The sequence below is a fragment of the Rhodococcus sp. BP-349 genome (genome assembly GCF_019835845.1).
Classification (GTDB): domain Bacteria; phylum Actinomycetota; class Actinomycetes; order Mycobacteriales; family Mycobacteriaceae; genus Rhodococcoides.
The window spans coordinates 570284-585290 of record NZ_JABUDR010000002.1 but is presented as its reverse complement, the minus strand read 5'-3'; the positions used below and the strand labels follow the sequence as shown (position 1 = coordinate 585290).

The following is a 15007-nucleotide window of genomic DNA, read 5'->3' as shown; positions in this document are numbered from 1 at the left end:
TCGTCAGACCTCACATGGAGGTCGTCCGTCGATGCGCGATCAGACTCGTGAGAGACCGCGTCGACAACAGAGTTCGCGAGCGAGAGGCAGACGGGAGCCCAACGCGGCAGTCACATACGTGACCCGCGGTGCGGACTTCCTCGCTGGTGCCATGACCGAAAAGTAGCACCGATGTCGCCGTGCTGCAGAATCGTCTGTTTCGCTCGCGGTGATTCGAAAGGTCGACAATCTGCGAGTTCGGGGTCATGGTGAGCCCATGAAGACCGTGAAACTGGGCGCGAACATCGGCGCACGCATCGACGACGTGCAGATCGGCGGCGATCTCCCGGACGAGATCGTGCACGAGATCAACGAGGCGCTGCTCGAGCACGAGGTCGTGTTCTTTCGCGGCCAGCATCACGTGGACGAGAAGGTGCAGTACGCGTTCGCCGAGCGGCTCGGGATCCCCACCACCCCGCACCCCACGGTCCGGTCGCGCGGAACCCGCACTCTCGCCATCGATTCCACGTACGACAAGGCGGACAGCTGGCACACGGACGTGACGTTCGTCGACCGCGTGCCGAAGGCGTCGATCCTGCGGGCCGTCCACCTTCCCCCGTACGGCGGCACCACCACGTGGGCGTCCGCGACGGCCGGCTACGAGCAGCTGCCGCCCGCGATGAAGGCGCTCGCGGAGTCACTGTGGGCCGTGCACACCAACGTCTACGACTACGCGGCGACCGCTGCCGAGAAGTCCGTCACATCGACCGCCGAGCGCTACCGCGCGGAGTTCCGCAGCGAGTACTTCGAGGTCGAGCATCCCGTGGTGCGCGTACATCCCGAGACGGGGAAGCGCGCAATCCTGCTGGGCCACTTCGCCAAGTCGTTCCCCGGCCTGTCCTCCAAGGAGTTCCGCGCACTCTTCGAGCTGCTGCAGGACCGGGTGACCCGCCTGGAGAACACCATCCGGTGGTCGTGGGAGCTGGGCGACATCGCCATCTGGGACAACCGGTCGACGCAGCACTACGCCGTCTCCGACTACGACGACCAGTACCGCCGCCTCGAGCGCATCACTCTCGCGGGCGACGTTCCCGTCAGCGTGCAGGGCGAGCACTCGCGGGTCGTCGCCGGCGACGCGTCGGGCTACAGCGCGATCGCGAGCTGACTAGATCTAGCCTGGTTCCCATGACCAGCGTTCCGACGACACCGTCGACCCAGACCGATCGACCCACCGCCGTCGTCACCGGAGCCAGCTCCGGGATCGGCGCCGCCACCGCGCGGACACTCGCCGCCGACGGCTATCACGTGGTCGTGGGCGCCCGCCGCGTCGACCGCCTCGAGGCACTTGCCGAGGAGATCGACGGCACCGCCCTCGCCCTCGACGTGACCGACGAGGACTCCGTCGCGGCCTTCACCTCGGTGCTGCCGCGCGTGGACGTCCTGGTGAACAACGCGGGCGGCGCGAAGGGCCTCGCCCCGATCCTCGAGGCGGACCTCGACGACTGGCAGTGGATGTGGGAGACCAACGTCGTCGGCACGCTGCGCATGACGAAGGCGCTGCTGCCCAAGCTGATCGAGTCCGGCAACGGTCTCGTCGTGACCATCACGTCCATCGCCGCGTTCGAGACGTACGACAACGGCGCCGGGTACACCACGGCCAAGCACGCCCAGGGCGTGCTGCACCGGACGCTCCGCGGCGAACTGCTGGGCACGCCCGTGCGTCTGACCGAGATCGCTCCGGGAGCGGTGGAGACGGAGTTCTCCCTCGTCCGCTTCGACGGTGACGAGGCGAAGGCCGCGAAGGTCTACGAGGGCATCGACCCGTTGGTGGCCGCCGACATCGCCGAGGTCATCGGCTTCGTGGCGTCCCGCCCCTCGCACGTGAACCTCGACACCATCGTCGTGCGCCCGCGCGATCAGGCCCCGAACGGCCGATTCAGCCGACGGACCTGATTCTCACGCGGCAGCCCGACTCTCACGCAGCGGTCAGGGCGCTCATGCTCTGCCACGTGGGCCAGTCGATCGCCCAGTCGTAGATGTCGCCGTCCGCCGCCGAGAGATCGATGCGCGTGCCGGTGACCTCGACGGGATCGCCGTAGACGGCCATCTGGAAGTACGTCTGCGCGTCCTCGGTGGAGAGGTTGATGCAGCCGTTGGTCACGTTGGACGAGCCCTGCACTCCCGTGGTCAGCGGGTTGGCGTGGATGAACTCGCCGTTGTTCGAGATGCGGGTGGCCCACCGTTCCCGCACGTTCTCGTAGTACGGCGGGTTGGACATCAGGAAGTCCTCGTACTTCTCGGTGACGACGTGGATGCCGCTGCGCGTGACGTTGCGGTCCTCGTTGCCCTCCCCGTAGCTCACCGGGATGTCCATGACGGTCTGGCCGTCGCGGACCACCTGCATGCGGTGGCTGGTCGCATCGGCGACGACGACCTGGCTCCGACCGATGGTGAATTTCACCGTGACGTCCGAGTCGCCGTAGGCGCCGCCGCCGTAGTTCACGCCGTAGAGCTTCGCCGACACGTCGACGGTGGTGCCGGGGGCCCAGTAGTTCTGCGGACGCCAGTGCACGCGAGATCCACCGTCGTCGGGCAGCCACGCCCACGAGCCGGCCGTCGGCGGGTTCGTGGTCACCGTCAGCGCCTTCTCGACCGCCTTCTTGTCGACGATCGCGTCGTCGAACTTCAGGATGATCGGCGCCGCGACACCGACCTCCTGGCCGTCACCGATGTTGGTGGAGACCGACGTGATCGACTGCGGCGCCACCGTGCCGAGAGTGCCCTCGACCGGAACCGGCTTGCCGTCGCTGCCGACTGCCGTCCCTGCCCACGTGTAGACCGCGTCGTACCCGAGGGGCTCGGTGACGGTGAACGTCGTCTTCGCCGGGTCCAGCGTTCCCGCGACGGCGCGGCCGTCGGCGGTGGTGAGCGACACGGCCTCGAAGGTGCCGTTCGCGACCGAGACGGAGATCGGCGCGGTGGGCGAGACGTCGGTCGCACCGGCCGCCGGCGCGTACGTCACCGCAGCCACGGGCGCGGCCTCGGTGGTCGGCGCGGCGCTCTCCGAGGACCCGGGTGCACCGGAGCATCCCGCGACCAGCGCGATCACGAGTGCCAGCACGGCCACGACGGCTGCGTACGGAGTTCTCCCCTGCATCTTCACGGAGACGACGTTACCTGTGGCAACAGACCGATCAGTCGAGCGAGCAGTTCACCAGACGGCACTCGGGGATCAGCGTGATGCCGTACTTCTCCTGCACACCCGCGCGCACGTGCGACGCGAGTGCGATGACGTCCGCTGCGCTCGCGCCGCCTCGATTGGTGACGGCCAGGACGTGGCGGGTGGAGAGGGTGGCCCGTCCGGTGCCGACGCGCTCGCCGTATCCCCGGGAGAACCCGGCGTGCTCGATGAGCCAGGCAGCACTGAGTTTGATGCCCTTCGGGTCCGTGAACTGCGGCGATCCGAGTGCCTCGGGCGGTACGGACGACACGATCGGGTTGAGGAAGAAGGACCCGACACTCCACGAGTCGTGCTCCGCCTCGTCCCACACCATGCCGCGATCGGTCCGCAGAGCGATCACGGCGTCGCGCACCTCGCGCGCCGAGACGCTCTCTCCGATGCGCACGCCGAGCCGCTCGGCGAGGGCCGCGTAGCGCACCGGCGCCGACTCGTCGCTGCGCCGGAGCGCGAACGTGACATCCACCACGACGTAGCGATCGGTGTACTTGAAGGCCGACGACCGGTGCGAGCCGAAGCCGCAGCGTGCGTTGTCCCACACCTCGACCTCCCCGCTCTCCCGGTCGAGGACCGTCACCGACTCGAGCCAGTCCGAGGTGGAGGCGCCGTACGCGCCGACGTTCTGCACGGGCGTTCCGCCGGTGCTGCCCGGGATGCCGGAGAGTGCCTCGATGCCGGCGAGTCCGTGATCGAGTGCGGTACGGACGACGAGATCCCACTCGACGCCGGCGTCCACGTGCATGCGGGTGCCCTCGAGCCGGAGCCCGGACGTCGCGACGCGGACGACGGTGCCGTCGAAGCCGTCGTCTCCGACCAGCAGGTTCGAGCCACCGCCGATGACGAGCACCGGAGTCCCGGCGGCGTCGGCGCTGCGTACGGCGTCGACGAGCTCCTGCGAGGTGGTCGCCTCGACGAGACGACCGACGGGGCCACCGACGTGGATCGTGGTGAGGTCGGCGAAGGACACGGGGCGGTGCGCGGCCGTCGCGGAGCCGGGATCGCCGGTCTCCGGAGCCGTCGCGGACTGGAGGGGACTGCTCGTCACGTGGGTGAACGCTACCCGGCGCTCTCCCCGCCCCATAGTGAGCCGCCTCGTCGTGGGCACCGGGTGTGCGCGCCTACCATGGTCACTGAACCAGGTTCCATATTTCGGGAGGATTCACGTGCAGGTCACCAGTGTCGGACACGCGGGATTTCACATCCAGACGTCTGCGGGGTCCATTCTGTGCGATCCATGGGTCAACCCGGCGTACTTCACGTCCTGGTTCCCGTTCCCCGACAACTCCCGGCTGGATTGGGACGAGCTGGGCAACTGCGACTACCTGTACGTCTCCCACCTGCACAAGGACCACTTCGACCCGAAGCACCTGGCGAAGCACGTCAACAAGGACGCGGTCGTGCTGCTCCCCGACTATCCGGTGCCGGACCTGCGCACGGAGCTCGAGAAGCTCGGCTTCACCACGTTCTTCGAGACGACGGACTCGGTCAAGCACACGGTGTCCGGCCCCAAGGGCGACCTCGACGTCATGATCGTGGCGCTGCGCGCTCCCGCCGACGGACCCATCGGCGACTCGGGACTGGTGGTGAGCGACGGTGAGACCACCGCGTTCAACATGAACGACGCCCGGCCGGTCGACCTGGACATGATGACCGAGGCCTTCGGCCACATCGACGTCCACATGCTGCAGTACTCCGGCGCCATCTGGTACCCGATGGTCTACGACATGCCGCAGCGGGCCAAGGACGCGTTCGGGACGCAGAAGCGGCAGCGTCAGATGGACCGGTGTCGGCAGTACATCGAGCAGGTCGGCGCGACGTGGGTCATTCCGTCCGCAGGTCCCCCGTGCTTCCTCGACGACGAGCTCCGCTCGCTCAACGACGTCTACGGCGATCCGGCGAACATCTTCCCCGACCAGATGGTGTTCCTCGACCAGATGCGCCGCCACGGCCACGACAAGGGCCTGCTCATGATGCCGGGAACCACGGCGGACTTCTCGGGTTCCGACCTGAACGAGCTGGCGCACCCGCTGCCCACCGACGAGGTGGAGGCCATCTTCACCACCGGCAAGGCCGACTACATCGAGGCGTACGCGCAGCGCCAGGCCGACGTCATCGCGGCCGAGAAGGCATCGTGGGCGACCGCGGCGGGCGAGCCGCTGCTGGGGCCGTTGCGCGCACTGTTCGAGCCGATCATGGCGCAGACCGATCAGATCTCCGACGGCATCGGATACCCGGTGGAGCTGAATCTGACGGGCAGGCCGGAGGCCGGTCGACCTCCGGTGGCTGCCGACAGAGTGGTGCTCGATTTTCCGAAGCGGATCGTCCGCGAACCGATCCAGGACGAGAAGTTCCGCTACACGTTCGAGATCCCGGCCGAGCTGGTCCGCACGGTGCTGCGGGACGGCGAGTCCGACTGGGTCAACTCGATCTTCTTGTCGACGCGGTTCCGCGCGAAGCGGGTCGGTGGCTACAACGAGTTCCTGTACACGTTCTTCAAGTGCCTCACCGACGAGCGCATCGCTTACGCGGACGGCTGGTTCGCCGAGGCGCACGACGACACGGCGACCATCGTCAAGGACGGCTGGGAGATCCAGCGACGGTGCCCGCACCTCAAGGCGGATCTGTCGAAATTCGGAGTGATCGAGGGGAACACGCTCACGTGCAATCTGCACGGGTGGGACTGGAACCTTGAGACGGGCAAGTGCCTCACGTCGAAGGGCCACCCGCTGCGGTCCGAGCGCGCCGCGCAGAGTTAATCTCAGCTCATGCCACGCAGGTTCGATCACACGGTCCCGTCCACGCTCGCCGCGTCCGACGTCCACGCCGCCCTCACCACCGAGCAGTACTGGACCGATCGCCTCGAGGCCGTCGGCGGCCCCAAGGCGCAGCTGAACGACGTGACCGTCTCGGGTGACGACGCGAACAGCCGCACGGTGTCGGTGTCGATGACCCAGGCCATCGCGGAGGAGTTCCTGCCCGGAGCCATCACGAGCATCCGCCCCGGCGATCTGATCATCCACCGGACCGAGTCGTGGGGTTCCCTCGACGCGCAGGGTGCTTCCGGCACGTTCGAGGCCAAGGTCGAGGGCGCCCCGGCATCCATCACCGGCACCCTGGCACTGCGCTCGAAGGGCTCCGCGTCGAGCCTGACGGCGACGGGTCAGGCCGAGGTCAAGGTGCCGATCTTCGGCGGCAAGATCGAACAGGCGGTCATCGAGCAGGTTCTCGCGCTGATCGACGCCGAGCAGGAGTTCACCGACACCTGGGCGCCGGAGCACCTCTGACTCACCGGTAACCTCTCCGTTCATGGCACGTCGCATGAACTACTCGGCTCGGCTCCCGTTCACCACAGAGCAGGTGTACGGGGCGCTGACGACGCGTGACTACTGGGACGCGGTGATCGAGGAGCTGCGCAAGTACTCGGAGAACGAGCTCACGCGCTTCGATGTCACGGCAGACGGTGTCGACGTGGTCATGCGGCACATCATTCCGCGCGACACGCTGCCGGACGTCGCGCAGGCGGTGATGAAGAAGGACATGGTCATCACTCGCAACATCCATCACGACGCGTACTCGGAGACCACCGCAGGGAAGTACGACGCGTCGATTCCCGCCGGCCCGGGCAGCCTCACCGGCACCACGTCCCTCTTCGCCACCGAGGCCGGCTCCACGTTGCGCACCACGTCCGAGGCCAAGGTGTACATCCCCTTCATCGGCGGAAAGCTCGAGCAGTTGATGCTCGTGAACCTCGTCGACCTGTGGCGGGGCGAGGGCGAGGTCACGCACGACTGGCTCACGAAGAACGCCTGACCGGCGGGTAGGCCGGAGGCCGGTCGGGATGAGCGGAACGAACTGCTGGGCACTGTGAGCTCCCGGACCGGTCCGGAGGGTGTGGTCACTCGCGGGACGACCAACATCAACCGGTTGCGGCGCAGTGATCGCCGGCTGGTGCACGATCCCGACGTCCGGGCGTTGCTGCGCGACGCGGTGCATCCCCTGGTCGTCGACCTGGGCTACGGCGCGAGTCCGGTCACCACTCTGGAATTGGCCGCGCGACTGCGCACCGTCCGTGCGGACGTCGCCGTCGTCGGGCTGGAGATCGAGCCGTCCCGCGTCGTCCCCGATCGGGACGGTGTGTCCTTCCGCCGCGGCGGGTTCGAACTCGCGGGTCTGCGGCCGCATCTGGTGCGCGCGTTCAACGTGCTGCGGCAGTACCCCGAGGACGCGGTGCCGGGTGCGTGGGCACGCATCACCTCCGCTCTCGCGGACGGCGGCCTGCTCGTCGACGGCACCTGCGACGAGCTGGGGCGTCGGGCCACGTGGGTCACCGTGGACGCGTCGGGACCGCGCAGCCTGACCATTGCCTGGGATCCGTTCACGGTGGAGCGTCCGTCGGACATCGCGGAGCGGCTGCCGAAGGTCCTGATCCATCGCAACGTCGCGGGCGAACGCGTGCACGAGGTGCTGCGGGCAGCCGATCGGGCGTGGGACGTGGCGGCGCCGCTGGCACCGTTCGGACCCCGCGTGCGGTGGCGTGCGGCGGTGACCGCGCTTGCGACTCAGGGGATTCCGGTCACCGTGCCGCGCCGACGACTGCGGGACAACGTGCTCGCGCTACCGTGGTCGGCCGTCGCTCCCGCCGAGGACACGCAGTAGCGCGTCGGCCTTGAGGTGCATCTCGTCCACCTCGTCCTGCGGGTCGGACAGCGACACCACCGCACCGCCCGTTCCCACCGACGCCCGGCCGTCGGCGAGCGCCACGGTCCGGATGACGATGGACAGGTCCGCCGCGCCGGTGAGCGAGAACCAGCCCAGCGCACCGGAATACACGCCGCGCGGCCCGCCCTCGAGGCGGTCGATGATCTCCATGGTGCGACGCTTCGGGGCGCCGGTCATCGATCCGCCCGGGAACGCCGCGCGCACACAGTCGACGGCCGAGAGCCCCGGCCGCATCCGACCCTCGACCGTCGAGACCAGTTGGTGCACATGCGCATGGCTCTCCACGTCGAAGAGCACCGGCACGTGCACCGACCCGGGCACGCACACCTGGTTCAGGTCGTTGCGGACGAGATCGACGATCATGATGTTCTCGGCGCGGTCCTTCTCGCTCGTCGCCAGGTCGAGGCGCGCCGCCGCGTCCTCCGCCGGCGTGCGCCCGCGAGCCCGAGTTCCCTTGATGGGCTTGGAGTCCACGACGCCCGACGCCGTGATCCGCAGGAAGCGTTCCGGTGACGCGCTGAGTACCGCCAGTCCGGGGAAGCGCAGGAATGCCGCGTACGGGGCAGGACTGGCGCGCCGCACCGCGAGGTAGAGGTCGGCCGCGTCACCGTCGAACGGCACGCTCATCTCGTTGGTCAGACAGATCTCGTAACTCTCCCCCGTGGTGATCTGCTCCAGGCAGTCCGCGATCGCCGCACGATACGCGTCGTCGTCGTGCCTGGTGTCGATCACCGACGGCAGCGCACCGAGCGGGGTATCGGAGACCGCGGGGCGACCGCGCTCCGAGCGGGGCATCGCGGTCACGGCCGCGGCGGTCTCGTCCAGCCATCCGCGCGCCGCGGTGTCGTCGCCGCCGACGAGTGTGAGGGTGAGCAGGTAGGTGCACCGATCGCGGTGATCGAGCGCGATGAGCCTGTCCGCGAACATCATCCACGCATCGGCCGTCGGCGATGCGTGCGCCGCCGCTCCCCCGGTCTCGGACTTCAGCTCGTAGCCGAGGTGACCGACATATCCCAGGAGGAAGTCGAACGGCACCGCGGGCGCGGCGTCGATCGTCCGCGCCGTGATCAGGTCCCCCAGGTGGTCGAGGAACGACGTGACAGTCTCCTCGCTCGCGCCGTCGGCGGTCGTCGTCGTCACGCACGACGTGGCGACGTCGTACGACATCACCTCCGCCAGGGGGCCGTCGCCGGGTCCGAGATAGGAGAACCGGGCACTGCCGTCGAGTTCGGCGCTCGAGTCGAGCCAGAACGCGGACGCTCCGCGGAGCGGGCGCGCCACCGCCTCGGGGTCCGGAAGGAGATCGAGACGCCGCACGAGTACCCGGTAGCGGGGGTCGTGCACGACCGGGTAACGCGGCGCCGCGGCCGGCACGGTGGTGTGGGTGCTCGGGCGAGCGTCGCGGGCGAGGTCGAGGAAGTTGGCGATCACCTGCAGTCCGCGTTCCGTGCCGATCGACTCGGGATGGAACTGCACTCCCCACAGTGGCCGTGAACGATGACGCAGCGCCATCATCACTCCGTCGTCGGTCCACGCCGTCGCCTCGAGCTCGTCGGGCAGGGCCGTGACGGTGAGGGAGTGGTACCGCACGACACGCAGGGGCGACGGCAGGCCGGCGAAGAGATCGGTGCCGTCGTGCAGCACGTCCGACATCCGGCCGTGCATCGGCTCGGGCGCAAGGTCGACGACGCCACCGAAGCAGTCCGCGATGCCCTGGTGCCCCAGACACACCCCCAGCAGGGGCAGACCACCGTCCCGGATCACCCTCGTGCTGACGCCCATGTCGGCCGGGCGACCGGGGCGACCCGGCCCCGGCGAGACGACGACGGCGTCCACCCGGTCCAGCGGCAGCGACGACCACGGGACGTCGTTGTGCACGATGATCGGCTCGGTTCCGGACACCTGCTCCAGGTACTGGGCCAGGTTGTGGGTGAACGAGTCGTAGTTGTCGATCAGCAGCGTGCGCATGAGAGGAACATCCTCTCAGCGCAGGGCCGTCTCCACCCGCTCGGCCACCCGGTCACCGCACTCCACCGCCTGCTCGAACAGGTCGTCGACGACCAGTCGCCCGAGCACCAGACCGTCGGCGACCACCTCGTCGAGGGTGAACTGCGAGATACCGCCCGCCGCGAGGTCGAGCACGGTACGGACCGGCGTCGTCATGCGGAAGGCCCCGGAGAGCTCGATGTCGGCTCCCGCCAGTCGCCCGCGGTGGATCGCGAGACGCTGATCGTGCGCTCGCGCCGTCCCGCTGACACGGACGTGGACGAACTGCGGATGCAGGCTGCCCATGCCGTGCAGCTCGGCCGCGCTCTGGTGCGAGATCACGGCCGTGGCGCCGAGCCACACGCACCACTTCGAGTACTCCTCGAGATCGTGGCTCGGCCAGTCCGACAGTCGCAGCAGATCGGTCTCCACCCGAGTCCACGATCCGTCGGCGACGCGCGCCTCGATCTCGGACGGGAGATACCCGGCATCGAGCGCGTGAGCTGCGGTGAAGTACCCGTCCTGTTCGGCCACCACGCCGTCCAGACGTTCCGCCACATCGTCGCCCGCCATGCTCGAAGAGTACGTGTTTGTGTCACGCGTCACAGAGAAATGGCACTTCCGCCGTGCACCCGATCGGCCGGTCCACAGAGGAACCTCAGAGATGTCGTCCACACTGTTCTCCATGACTCACGACACCGCACCCAGACGACGCTCCCGGGTGCCTCTCATCGCCGGAGTGCTGGTCATCGTCGTGATCGCGGCACTCGTCGGTGGCGAGTTCTACGCCCGGAACCGCGTCGAGAACTGCCTCACGACCCAGTTCGAGAGCGAACTGGGCTCACAGATCGACGTCGGCCTCGGCCTGCAGCCGGTTCTGTTCTCCCTCGCGACCAAGAAGTTCTCGTCCGTCGACATCTCGAGCGACGACACGACGTTCGGGCCCGCCCGAGACATGCAGGTCCAGGCGACCGTGAACGACGTCGATCTCGCGTCCACGGACACCACGTCCGGACAGATCGGCAGCAGTTCCGCCGACGTCACGTGGTCGACCAGCGGCATCCTCGCGACGCTGCAGGAACAGGGCATCGGCGGCGTGGTGTCCGGTGTGACGAGCGACCCCGCGTCCGGAACCCTGAAGTTCGCGATCGTCGGCGGACTCGCGGAGCTCACCGTCGAGCCCGTGGTGCAGGGCGACGCGATCGAGGTCCGGACCACGGACGCGTCGATTCTCGGCATCGGCATCCCCACCGACCTCGCGGACAGCGTCGTGTCGGTGCTGACCGACAGCCTGCAGGCCTACCCGCTCGGCATGACGCCGGACGCTCTCGAGGTGACCGACACCGGAATCCACATGACCCTCAGTGGCGGCCAGTACGCGATCCCCGCTGCACAGGGCGGTCAGCAGCAGGTCACCTGCTAGCAAGCGAAGGCGATCCGGTCAGTCGGCGAAGCCGTCCAGCACGCTGCGGGTTCCGGACAGGCCCAGCCGGGTGGCGCCGGCCTCGATCATCGCTCGGGCGGTGTCCGCATCGCGGATGCCGCCCGAGGCCTTGACGCCCAGGCGACCGCCGACGGCGCGGGCCATCAGACTCACGGCCTCCGTCGATGCGCCGCCTGCGGGATGGAACCCGGTGGACGTCTTGACGAAGTTCGCCCCGCCCCGCTCCGCCGCCCGGCAGCACTCGATCACCGCGCGCTCACCGTCCGGCGACGCGAGCAGCGCCGCCGACTCGATGATCACCTTCAGGACGGCGTTGTCGCCCATCGCCTCCCGGACGGTGATGATGTCCGCCAGGACGGCGTTGAAGTCGCCCTCCACCGCGGCGCCCACGTCGATCACCATGTCGACCTCGCGCGCCCCGTGCTGCACCGCCAGACGCGCCTCGGATCCCTTGATCAGCGAGTGGTGCTTTCCGGACGGAAACCCCGCCACCGCGGCGATCACGAGGTCACCCGTGACGCGCACCGGAAGCATCGACGGCGACACGCAGACTGCGAGGACACCCAGATCCTTCGCCTCCGCGACGAGCGCCCGGACGTCGGCGACCGTCGCCTCGGGCTTGAGCAGAGTGTGATCGACCATGCGGGCGACGTCGGTGCGCGTGAGGGTTGTCATGCGCTCCACCTTTCCAGACGGACCCCGCACCGGGCTCGGGCATGCAGGGGCGGGCAGGCCGGAGGCCGGTCGGGGTGGGGAGGCGGGACGGGTGTCAGTGAGACAATGGCGCCCATGCCGCCCGAATCTCCACGTTCCGACTCTCGCCGCTACGTCCTCACCCTGGGCTGCCCCGACCGCACGGGCATCGTCGCGCGGATCTCGACCTTCCTGGCCGATCTCGGGGGCTCGATCGTCGAGGCCGCCTATCACGCCGACGCGGACAGTGGCTGGTTCTTCACCCGTCAGGCCGTCGCGGCCTCGTCGATCGACATCGGAGTCGACGAACTGCGGGAGCGCTTCGCGGCCGTCGCGGCGGAGATCGGTCCGGAGTCCGAGTGGTCGCTGCACGATTCCGGGGAGCGAAAGAAGGTCGTACTCCTGGTGAGCAAGGAGGGACACTGCCTCCACGATCTGCTCGGGCGTGCCGCGGGAGGTGAACTGCCGGCGACCATCGAGGCGGTCATCGGCAATCACCCGGACCTCGAATCCGTCACGCGCGCACACGGTGTGCAGTTCCATCACGTGCCGTTCCCCAAGGATCCCAGCGAGCGCGGACCGTCCTTCGACGCGCTCCGCGACCTCGTCGACGGCTACTCCCCCGACGCGGTGGTGCTGGCGCGCTTCATGCAGGTGCTGCCGGAATCGTTGTGCGAGCACTGGTCCGGGCGCGCGATCAACATCCATCACAGCTTCCTGCCCTCGTTCGTCGGCGCGCGCCCCTATCACCAGGCGTTCGCACGCGGGGTCAAGCTCATCGGCGCGACGTGTCACTTCGTCACCGCCGAACTCGATGCCGGACCCATCATCGAGCAGGACGTCATTCGCATCGACCATGCCGACGCGGTCGCCGACATGGTCCGCCAGGGCCGAGACATCGAGAAGATGGTGCTCGCGCGCGGCCTGCGCTGGCACCTCGAGGACCGCGTACTGGTGCACGGCCGCAAGACTGTGGTGTTCGACTAGCGGTCGTCGCTCATGCCGGCAGCTCCGCGAGCCGGACCAGCTCGGCGTCGAACTCCGCGATCGATTCCACCGAGCTCATGTGTCCGACACCGTCGAGTTCGAGGAACCGGCCCAGCACTCCGGCGCGGGAGAGTTGATCGGCGAGCTTGCGGGCGTGCACCGGCGGCGTCAGGCGGTCGCGCGTGCCGACGATCACCGACGTCGGGACATCGATGTTCTCCAGCGCATCGTGAATGTCCAACGCGGACAGCGCCGATCCCCACATGCCCCGCGTTCGAGGGGAGCACTCGCGCACGATGCGTTCGCAGAACGCCACCTGCGCCGGAGTGGACTCGGCGCCCATCGTCACGTACTTCAGAGCACGCGCGGAGAACGGGCTCGACGGAATGGGCAGTGCCGAGCCGAGCACGCTCGACGCCATCCGCGCCGGCACCTGCGCGACACCGGGTGGCAACGGGATGACAGTGGTCTCGCGGACCAGACTGTCGGTGGCCGTGTTGGCCAGCAGTATCGCCTTCACGTAGTGGCGCACCTGCGCGGGATACTGTGCCGCCCAACTCATCACGGACATGCCGCCCATGCTGTGTCCGGCGACGACGGCCTTGGTGTCCGAGTCGACCGTCGCGTCGAGCACCGCCGCGAGGTCGTCCCCCAGGACGTCTGCGCCCAGCGGCCGCGTTCCCACCTCGCTGGCCCCGTGCCCGCGCTGGTCGTACACGACGACGCGGTACCGTCCGGCGAGGTCGTTGATCTGCGGCGCCCAGAAGTCGGCGGAGCAGGTCCATCCGTGACTGAGGACGATCGGGGCGGCGTCCGGGTCGCCGTACTCGCGCACGTGCAGCGCGGCACCGTCCTCGGCGACGACCGTGCGCACCCGTGGGGTGAGCTCCGGACGCGCCAGCAGTACATCGGTGTCCGCCATCCGCGCCGAGGGCGGTGACGCCCGTCGAGTCGCCCGGATCGAGGCGGCGCCGGCCACCGCGACCGCCGCCACAGCGGCGGTCATCACTGCACCCCGAGTGTTCATCGGTCTCCTGTCCTGCTGCTCGCGCCGTTGTCGTCACTGTCGCCGCTGTCCGCCGTGGCGGCGTCGCCGCTGTCCGCCGTGGCGGCGTCGCCGCTGTCCGCCGTGGCGGCGTCGCCGCTGAGCGCTTTCTCCATGGCGTGGACGATCTCGGCGTCCATGGTTTCCGAGAAGAGAGCCTGCACGGCGCGGCTCGCCAGCGGACGCAGCGTGGTGATGAGGTCCGCCATGGCCGAGAGTTCGCTGGGGTCGAGCGTGAACGGATCGGCGCCGCCGGGAACGAACCTGTCGACGACCAGACGCACGAACTGCTGGGACACGCTCGTCAGATCCTGATGGACCCGCTCGGTGCGGGACAGGATGTCCGGCAGCGCGAGTCCCGCGTCGAACAGCACCTTGGCGGCGCGGACCAGCGCCGGGTTCTCGATGCGATAGCCGTTCCCGTCGCGGCAGAAGACGTCGAGCACCTCGGCACGCGCAAGGTCGTCATCGCTGATCCGTCCGTCGAACATGGCGTCGATCTCGTCGCGGGTCAGACGCGCCGGCTGATCTACGTTGGCGGCGCCGTCGGGATCCTCGGTGCCCAGGACGTCCTCGACGCGGAGTCCGTACTGCGCCGCGGTGAGGAGTTCGCTGATGGTGACGAAGGTGTAGCCGCGGTCGAGCATCCGCGAGATCATCTGCAGCCGGGCGAGGTGGGACTCGTCGTACCACCCCGTCCGCCCCACCTTGCGCGGCGGCGGCAGCAGGCCGCGATCCTGGTAGACGCGCACGTTGCGCACGCTCACGCCGGCTTCCCGTGCAAGGTCGTCGATCCGGTACTCGGTCAGACCTGCCCGGCGGAGATCTCGGGGATCGCGCGCGCGAGCGTCGTCGAGGGGAGTGTCCGGCACCCTCAGACCTTAACCCCGCAGCTCGTCGACTCAGGATGCTATTG

The 15007-nt window shown here is 68.8% G+C and carries 15 protein-coding genes; 8 read left to right on the top strand and 7 right to left on the bottom strand.

Annotation, left to right across the window (positions count from 1 at the left end; translation table 11 throughout):
* Positions 1 to 256: 256 nt before the first annotated feature.
* Together HQ325_RS13255 and HQ325_RS13250 are read left to right on the top strand one after the other, a co-directional pair.
* Positions 257 to 1144, top strand: a complete 888-nt coding sequence (locus tag HQ325_RS13255) for a TauD/TfdA family dioxygenase (RefSeq protein ID WP_222630262.1) — start codon at positions 257 to 259, stop codon at positions 1142 to 1144.
* 20 nt (positions 1145 to 1164) lie between these two features.
* On the top strand, positions 1165 to 1932 hold the full coding sequence (locus HQ325_RS13250; RefSeq protein WP_222630260.1) for an SDR family NAD(P)-dependent oxidoreductase: 768 nt from the start codon (positions 1165 to 1167) through the stop codon (positions 1930 to 1932).
* 22 nt (positions 1933 to 1954) lie between these two features.
* Here the strand turns inward: HQ325_RS13250 and HQ325_RS13245 are convergent, their stop codons facing one another.
* Both HQ325_RS13245 and HQ325_RS13240 read right to left on the bottom strand, forming a co-directional pair.
* The gene (locus HQ325_RS13245) at positions 1955 to 3136 is read right to left on the bottom strand and encodes an Ig-like domain-containing protein (RefSeq protein WP_222631026.1); all 1182 of its coding nucleotides are present in this window, start codon (positions 3134 to 3136) and stop codon (positions 1955 to 1957) included.
* Between the two features lie 37 nt (positions 3137 to 3173).
* The gene (locus HQ325_RS13240; protein WP_308014465.1) at positions 3174 to 4262 is read right to left on the bottom strand and encodes a UDP-N-acetylmuramate dehydrogenase; all 1089 of its coding nucleotides are present in this window, start codon (positions 4260 to 4262) and stop codon (positions 3174 to 3176) included.
* A 118-nt stretch (positions 4263 to 4380) separates the two neighbouring features.
* Between HQ325_RS13240 and HQ325_RS13235 the strand changes: the two genes are divergently transcribed.
* The 4 genes from HQ325_RS13235 to HQ325_RS13220 are packed head-to-tail and all read left to right on the top strand — an operon-like array spanning position 4381 to position 7873.
* Positions 4381 to 5973: an MBL fold metallo-hydrolase gene (locus HQ325_RS13235; RefSeq protein ID WP_222630255.1), complete on the top strand. Its 1593-nt coding sequence runs from the start codon at positions 4381 to 4383 to the stop codon at positions 5971 to 5973.
* A 9-nt stretch (positions 5974 to 5982) separates the two neighbouring features.
* Entirely contained in the window at positions 5983 to 6501 is a 519-nt protein-coding gene (locus HQ325_RS13230; protein WP_222630252.1) for a DUF2505 domain-containing protein, read from the top strand.
* 22 nt (positions 6502 to 6523) lie between these two features.
* Complete coding sequence (locus HQ325_RS13225) at positions 6524 to 7027, top strand: DUF2505 domain-containing protein (RefSeq protein ID WP_222630250.1); 504 nt, start codon at positions 6524 to 6526, stop codon at positions 7025 to 7027.
* A gap of 54 nt (positions 7028 to 7081) precedes the next feature.
* Complete coding sequence (locus HQ325_RS13220; protein ID WP_222630248.1) at positions 7082 to 7873, top strand: class I SAM-dependent methyltransferase; 792 nt, start codon at positions 7082 to 7084, stop codon at positions 7871 to 7873.
* Here HQ325_RS13220 and pabB read toward each other — a convergent pair.
* Both pabB and HQ325_RS13210 read right to left on the bottom strand, forming a co-directional pair.
* Positions 7832 to 9904 carry an aminodeoxychorismate synthase component I gene (gene pabB / locus HQ325_RS13215; protein ID WP_222630246.1) on the bottom strand — a complete coding sequence of 691 codons (2073 nt, stop codon included), beginning with the start codon at positions 9902 to 9904 and terminating at the stop codon, positions 7832 to 7834. The two genes, HQ325_RS13220 and pabB, sit on opposite strands and share 42 nt — an antisense overlap.
* Positions 9905 to 9919: 15 nt before the next feature.
* The gene (locus tag HQ325_RS13210) at positions 9920 to 10495 is read right to left on the bottom strand and encodes a hypothetical protein (protein ID WP_222630245.1); all 576 of its coding nucleotides are present in this window, start codon (positions 10493 to 10495) and stop codon (positions 9920 to 9922) included.
* Between the two features lie 112 nt (positions 10496 to 10607).
* On the opposite strand from HQ325_RS13210, the gene HQ325_RS13205 reads away from it, so the two are divergent.
* On the top strand, positions 10608 to 11345 hold the full coding sequence (locus HQ325_RS13205; protein WP_222630243.1) for a DUF2993 domain-containing protein: 738 nt from the start codon (positions 10608 to 10610) through the stop codon (positions 11343 to 11345).
* An 18-nt stretch (positions 11346 to 11363) separates the two neighbouring features.
* On the opposite strand, the gene deoC is transcribed toward HQ325_RS13205, so the two are convergent.
* Entirely contained in the window at positions 11364 to 12041 is a 678-nt protein-coding gene (deoC, locus tag HQ325_RS13200; RefSeq protein ID WP_222630241.1) for a deoxyribose-phosphate aldolase, read from the bottom strand.
* Between the two features lie 114 nt (positions 12042 to 12155).
* Here deoC and purU point away from each other — a divergent pair, with 114 nt between their 5' ends.
* A complete protein-coding gene (gene purU, locus HQ325_RS13195) occupies positions 12156 to 13046 on the top strand; it encodes a formyltetrahydrofolate deformylase (RefSeq protein ID WP_222630238.1) in 891 nt (296 codons plus the stop codon).
* 10 nt (positions 13047 to 13056) lie between these two features.
* On the opposite strand, the gene HQ325_RS13190 is transcribed toward purU, so the two are convergent.
* Positions 13057 to 14052, bottom strand: coding sequence for an alpha/beta fold hydrolase (locus tag HQ325_RS13190; RefSeq protein ID WP_261778185.1), 996 nt, complete (start codon positions 14050 to 14052; stop codon positions 13057 to 13059).
* Between the two features lie 17 nt (positions 14053 to 14069).
* Positions 14070 to 14963 (bottom strand): MerR family transcriptional regulator, encoded by an 894-nt coding sequence (locus HQ325_RS13185; RefSeq protein ID WP_308014468.1) that lies wholly within the window; start codon positions 14961 to 14963, stop codon positions 14070 to 14072.
* Positions 14964 to 15007: the final 44 nt, after the last annotated feature.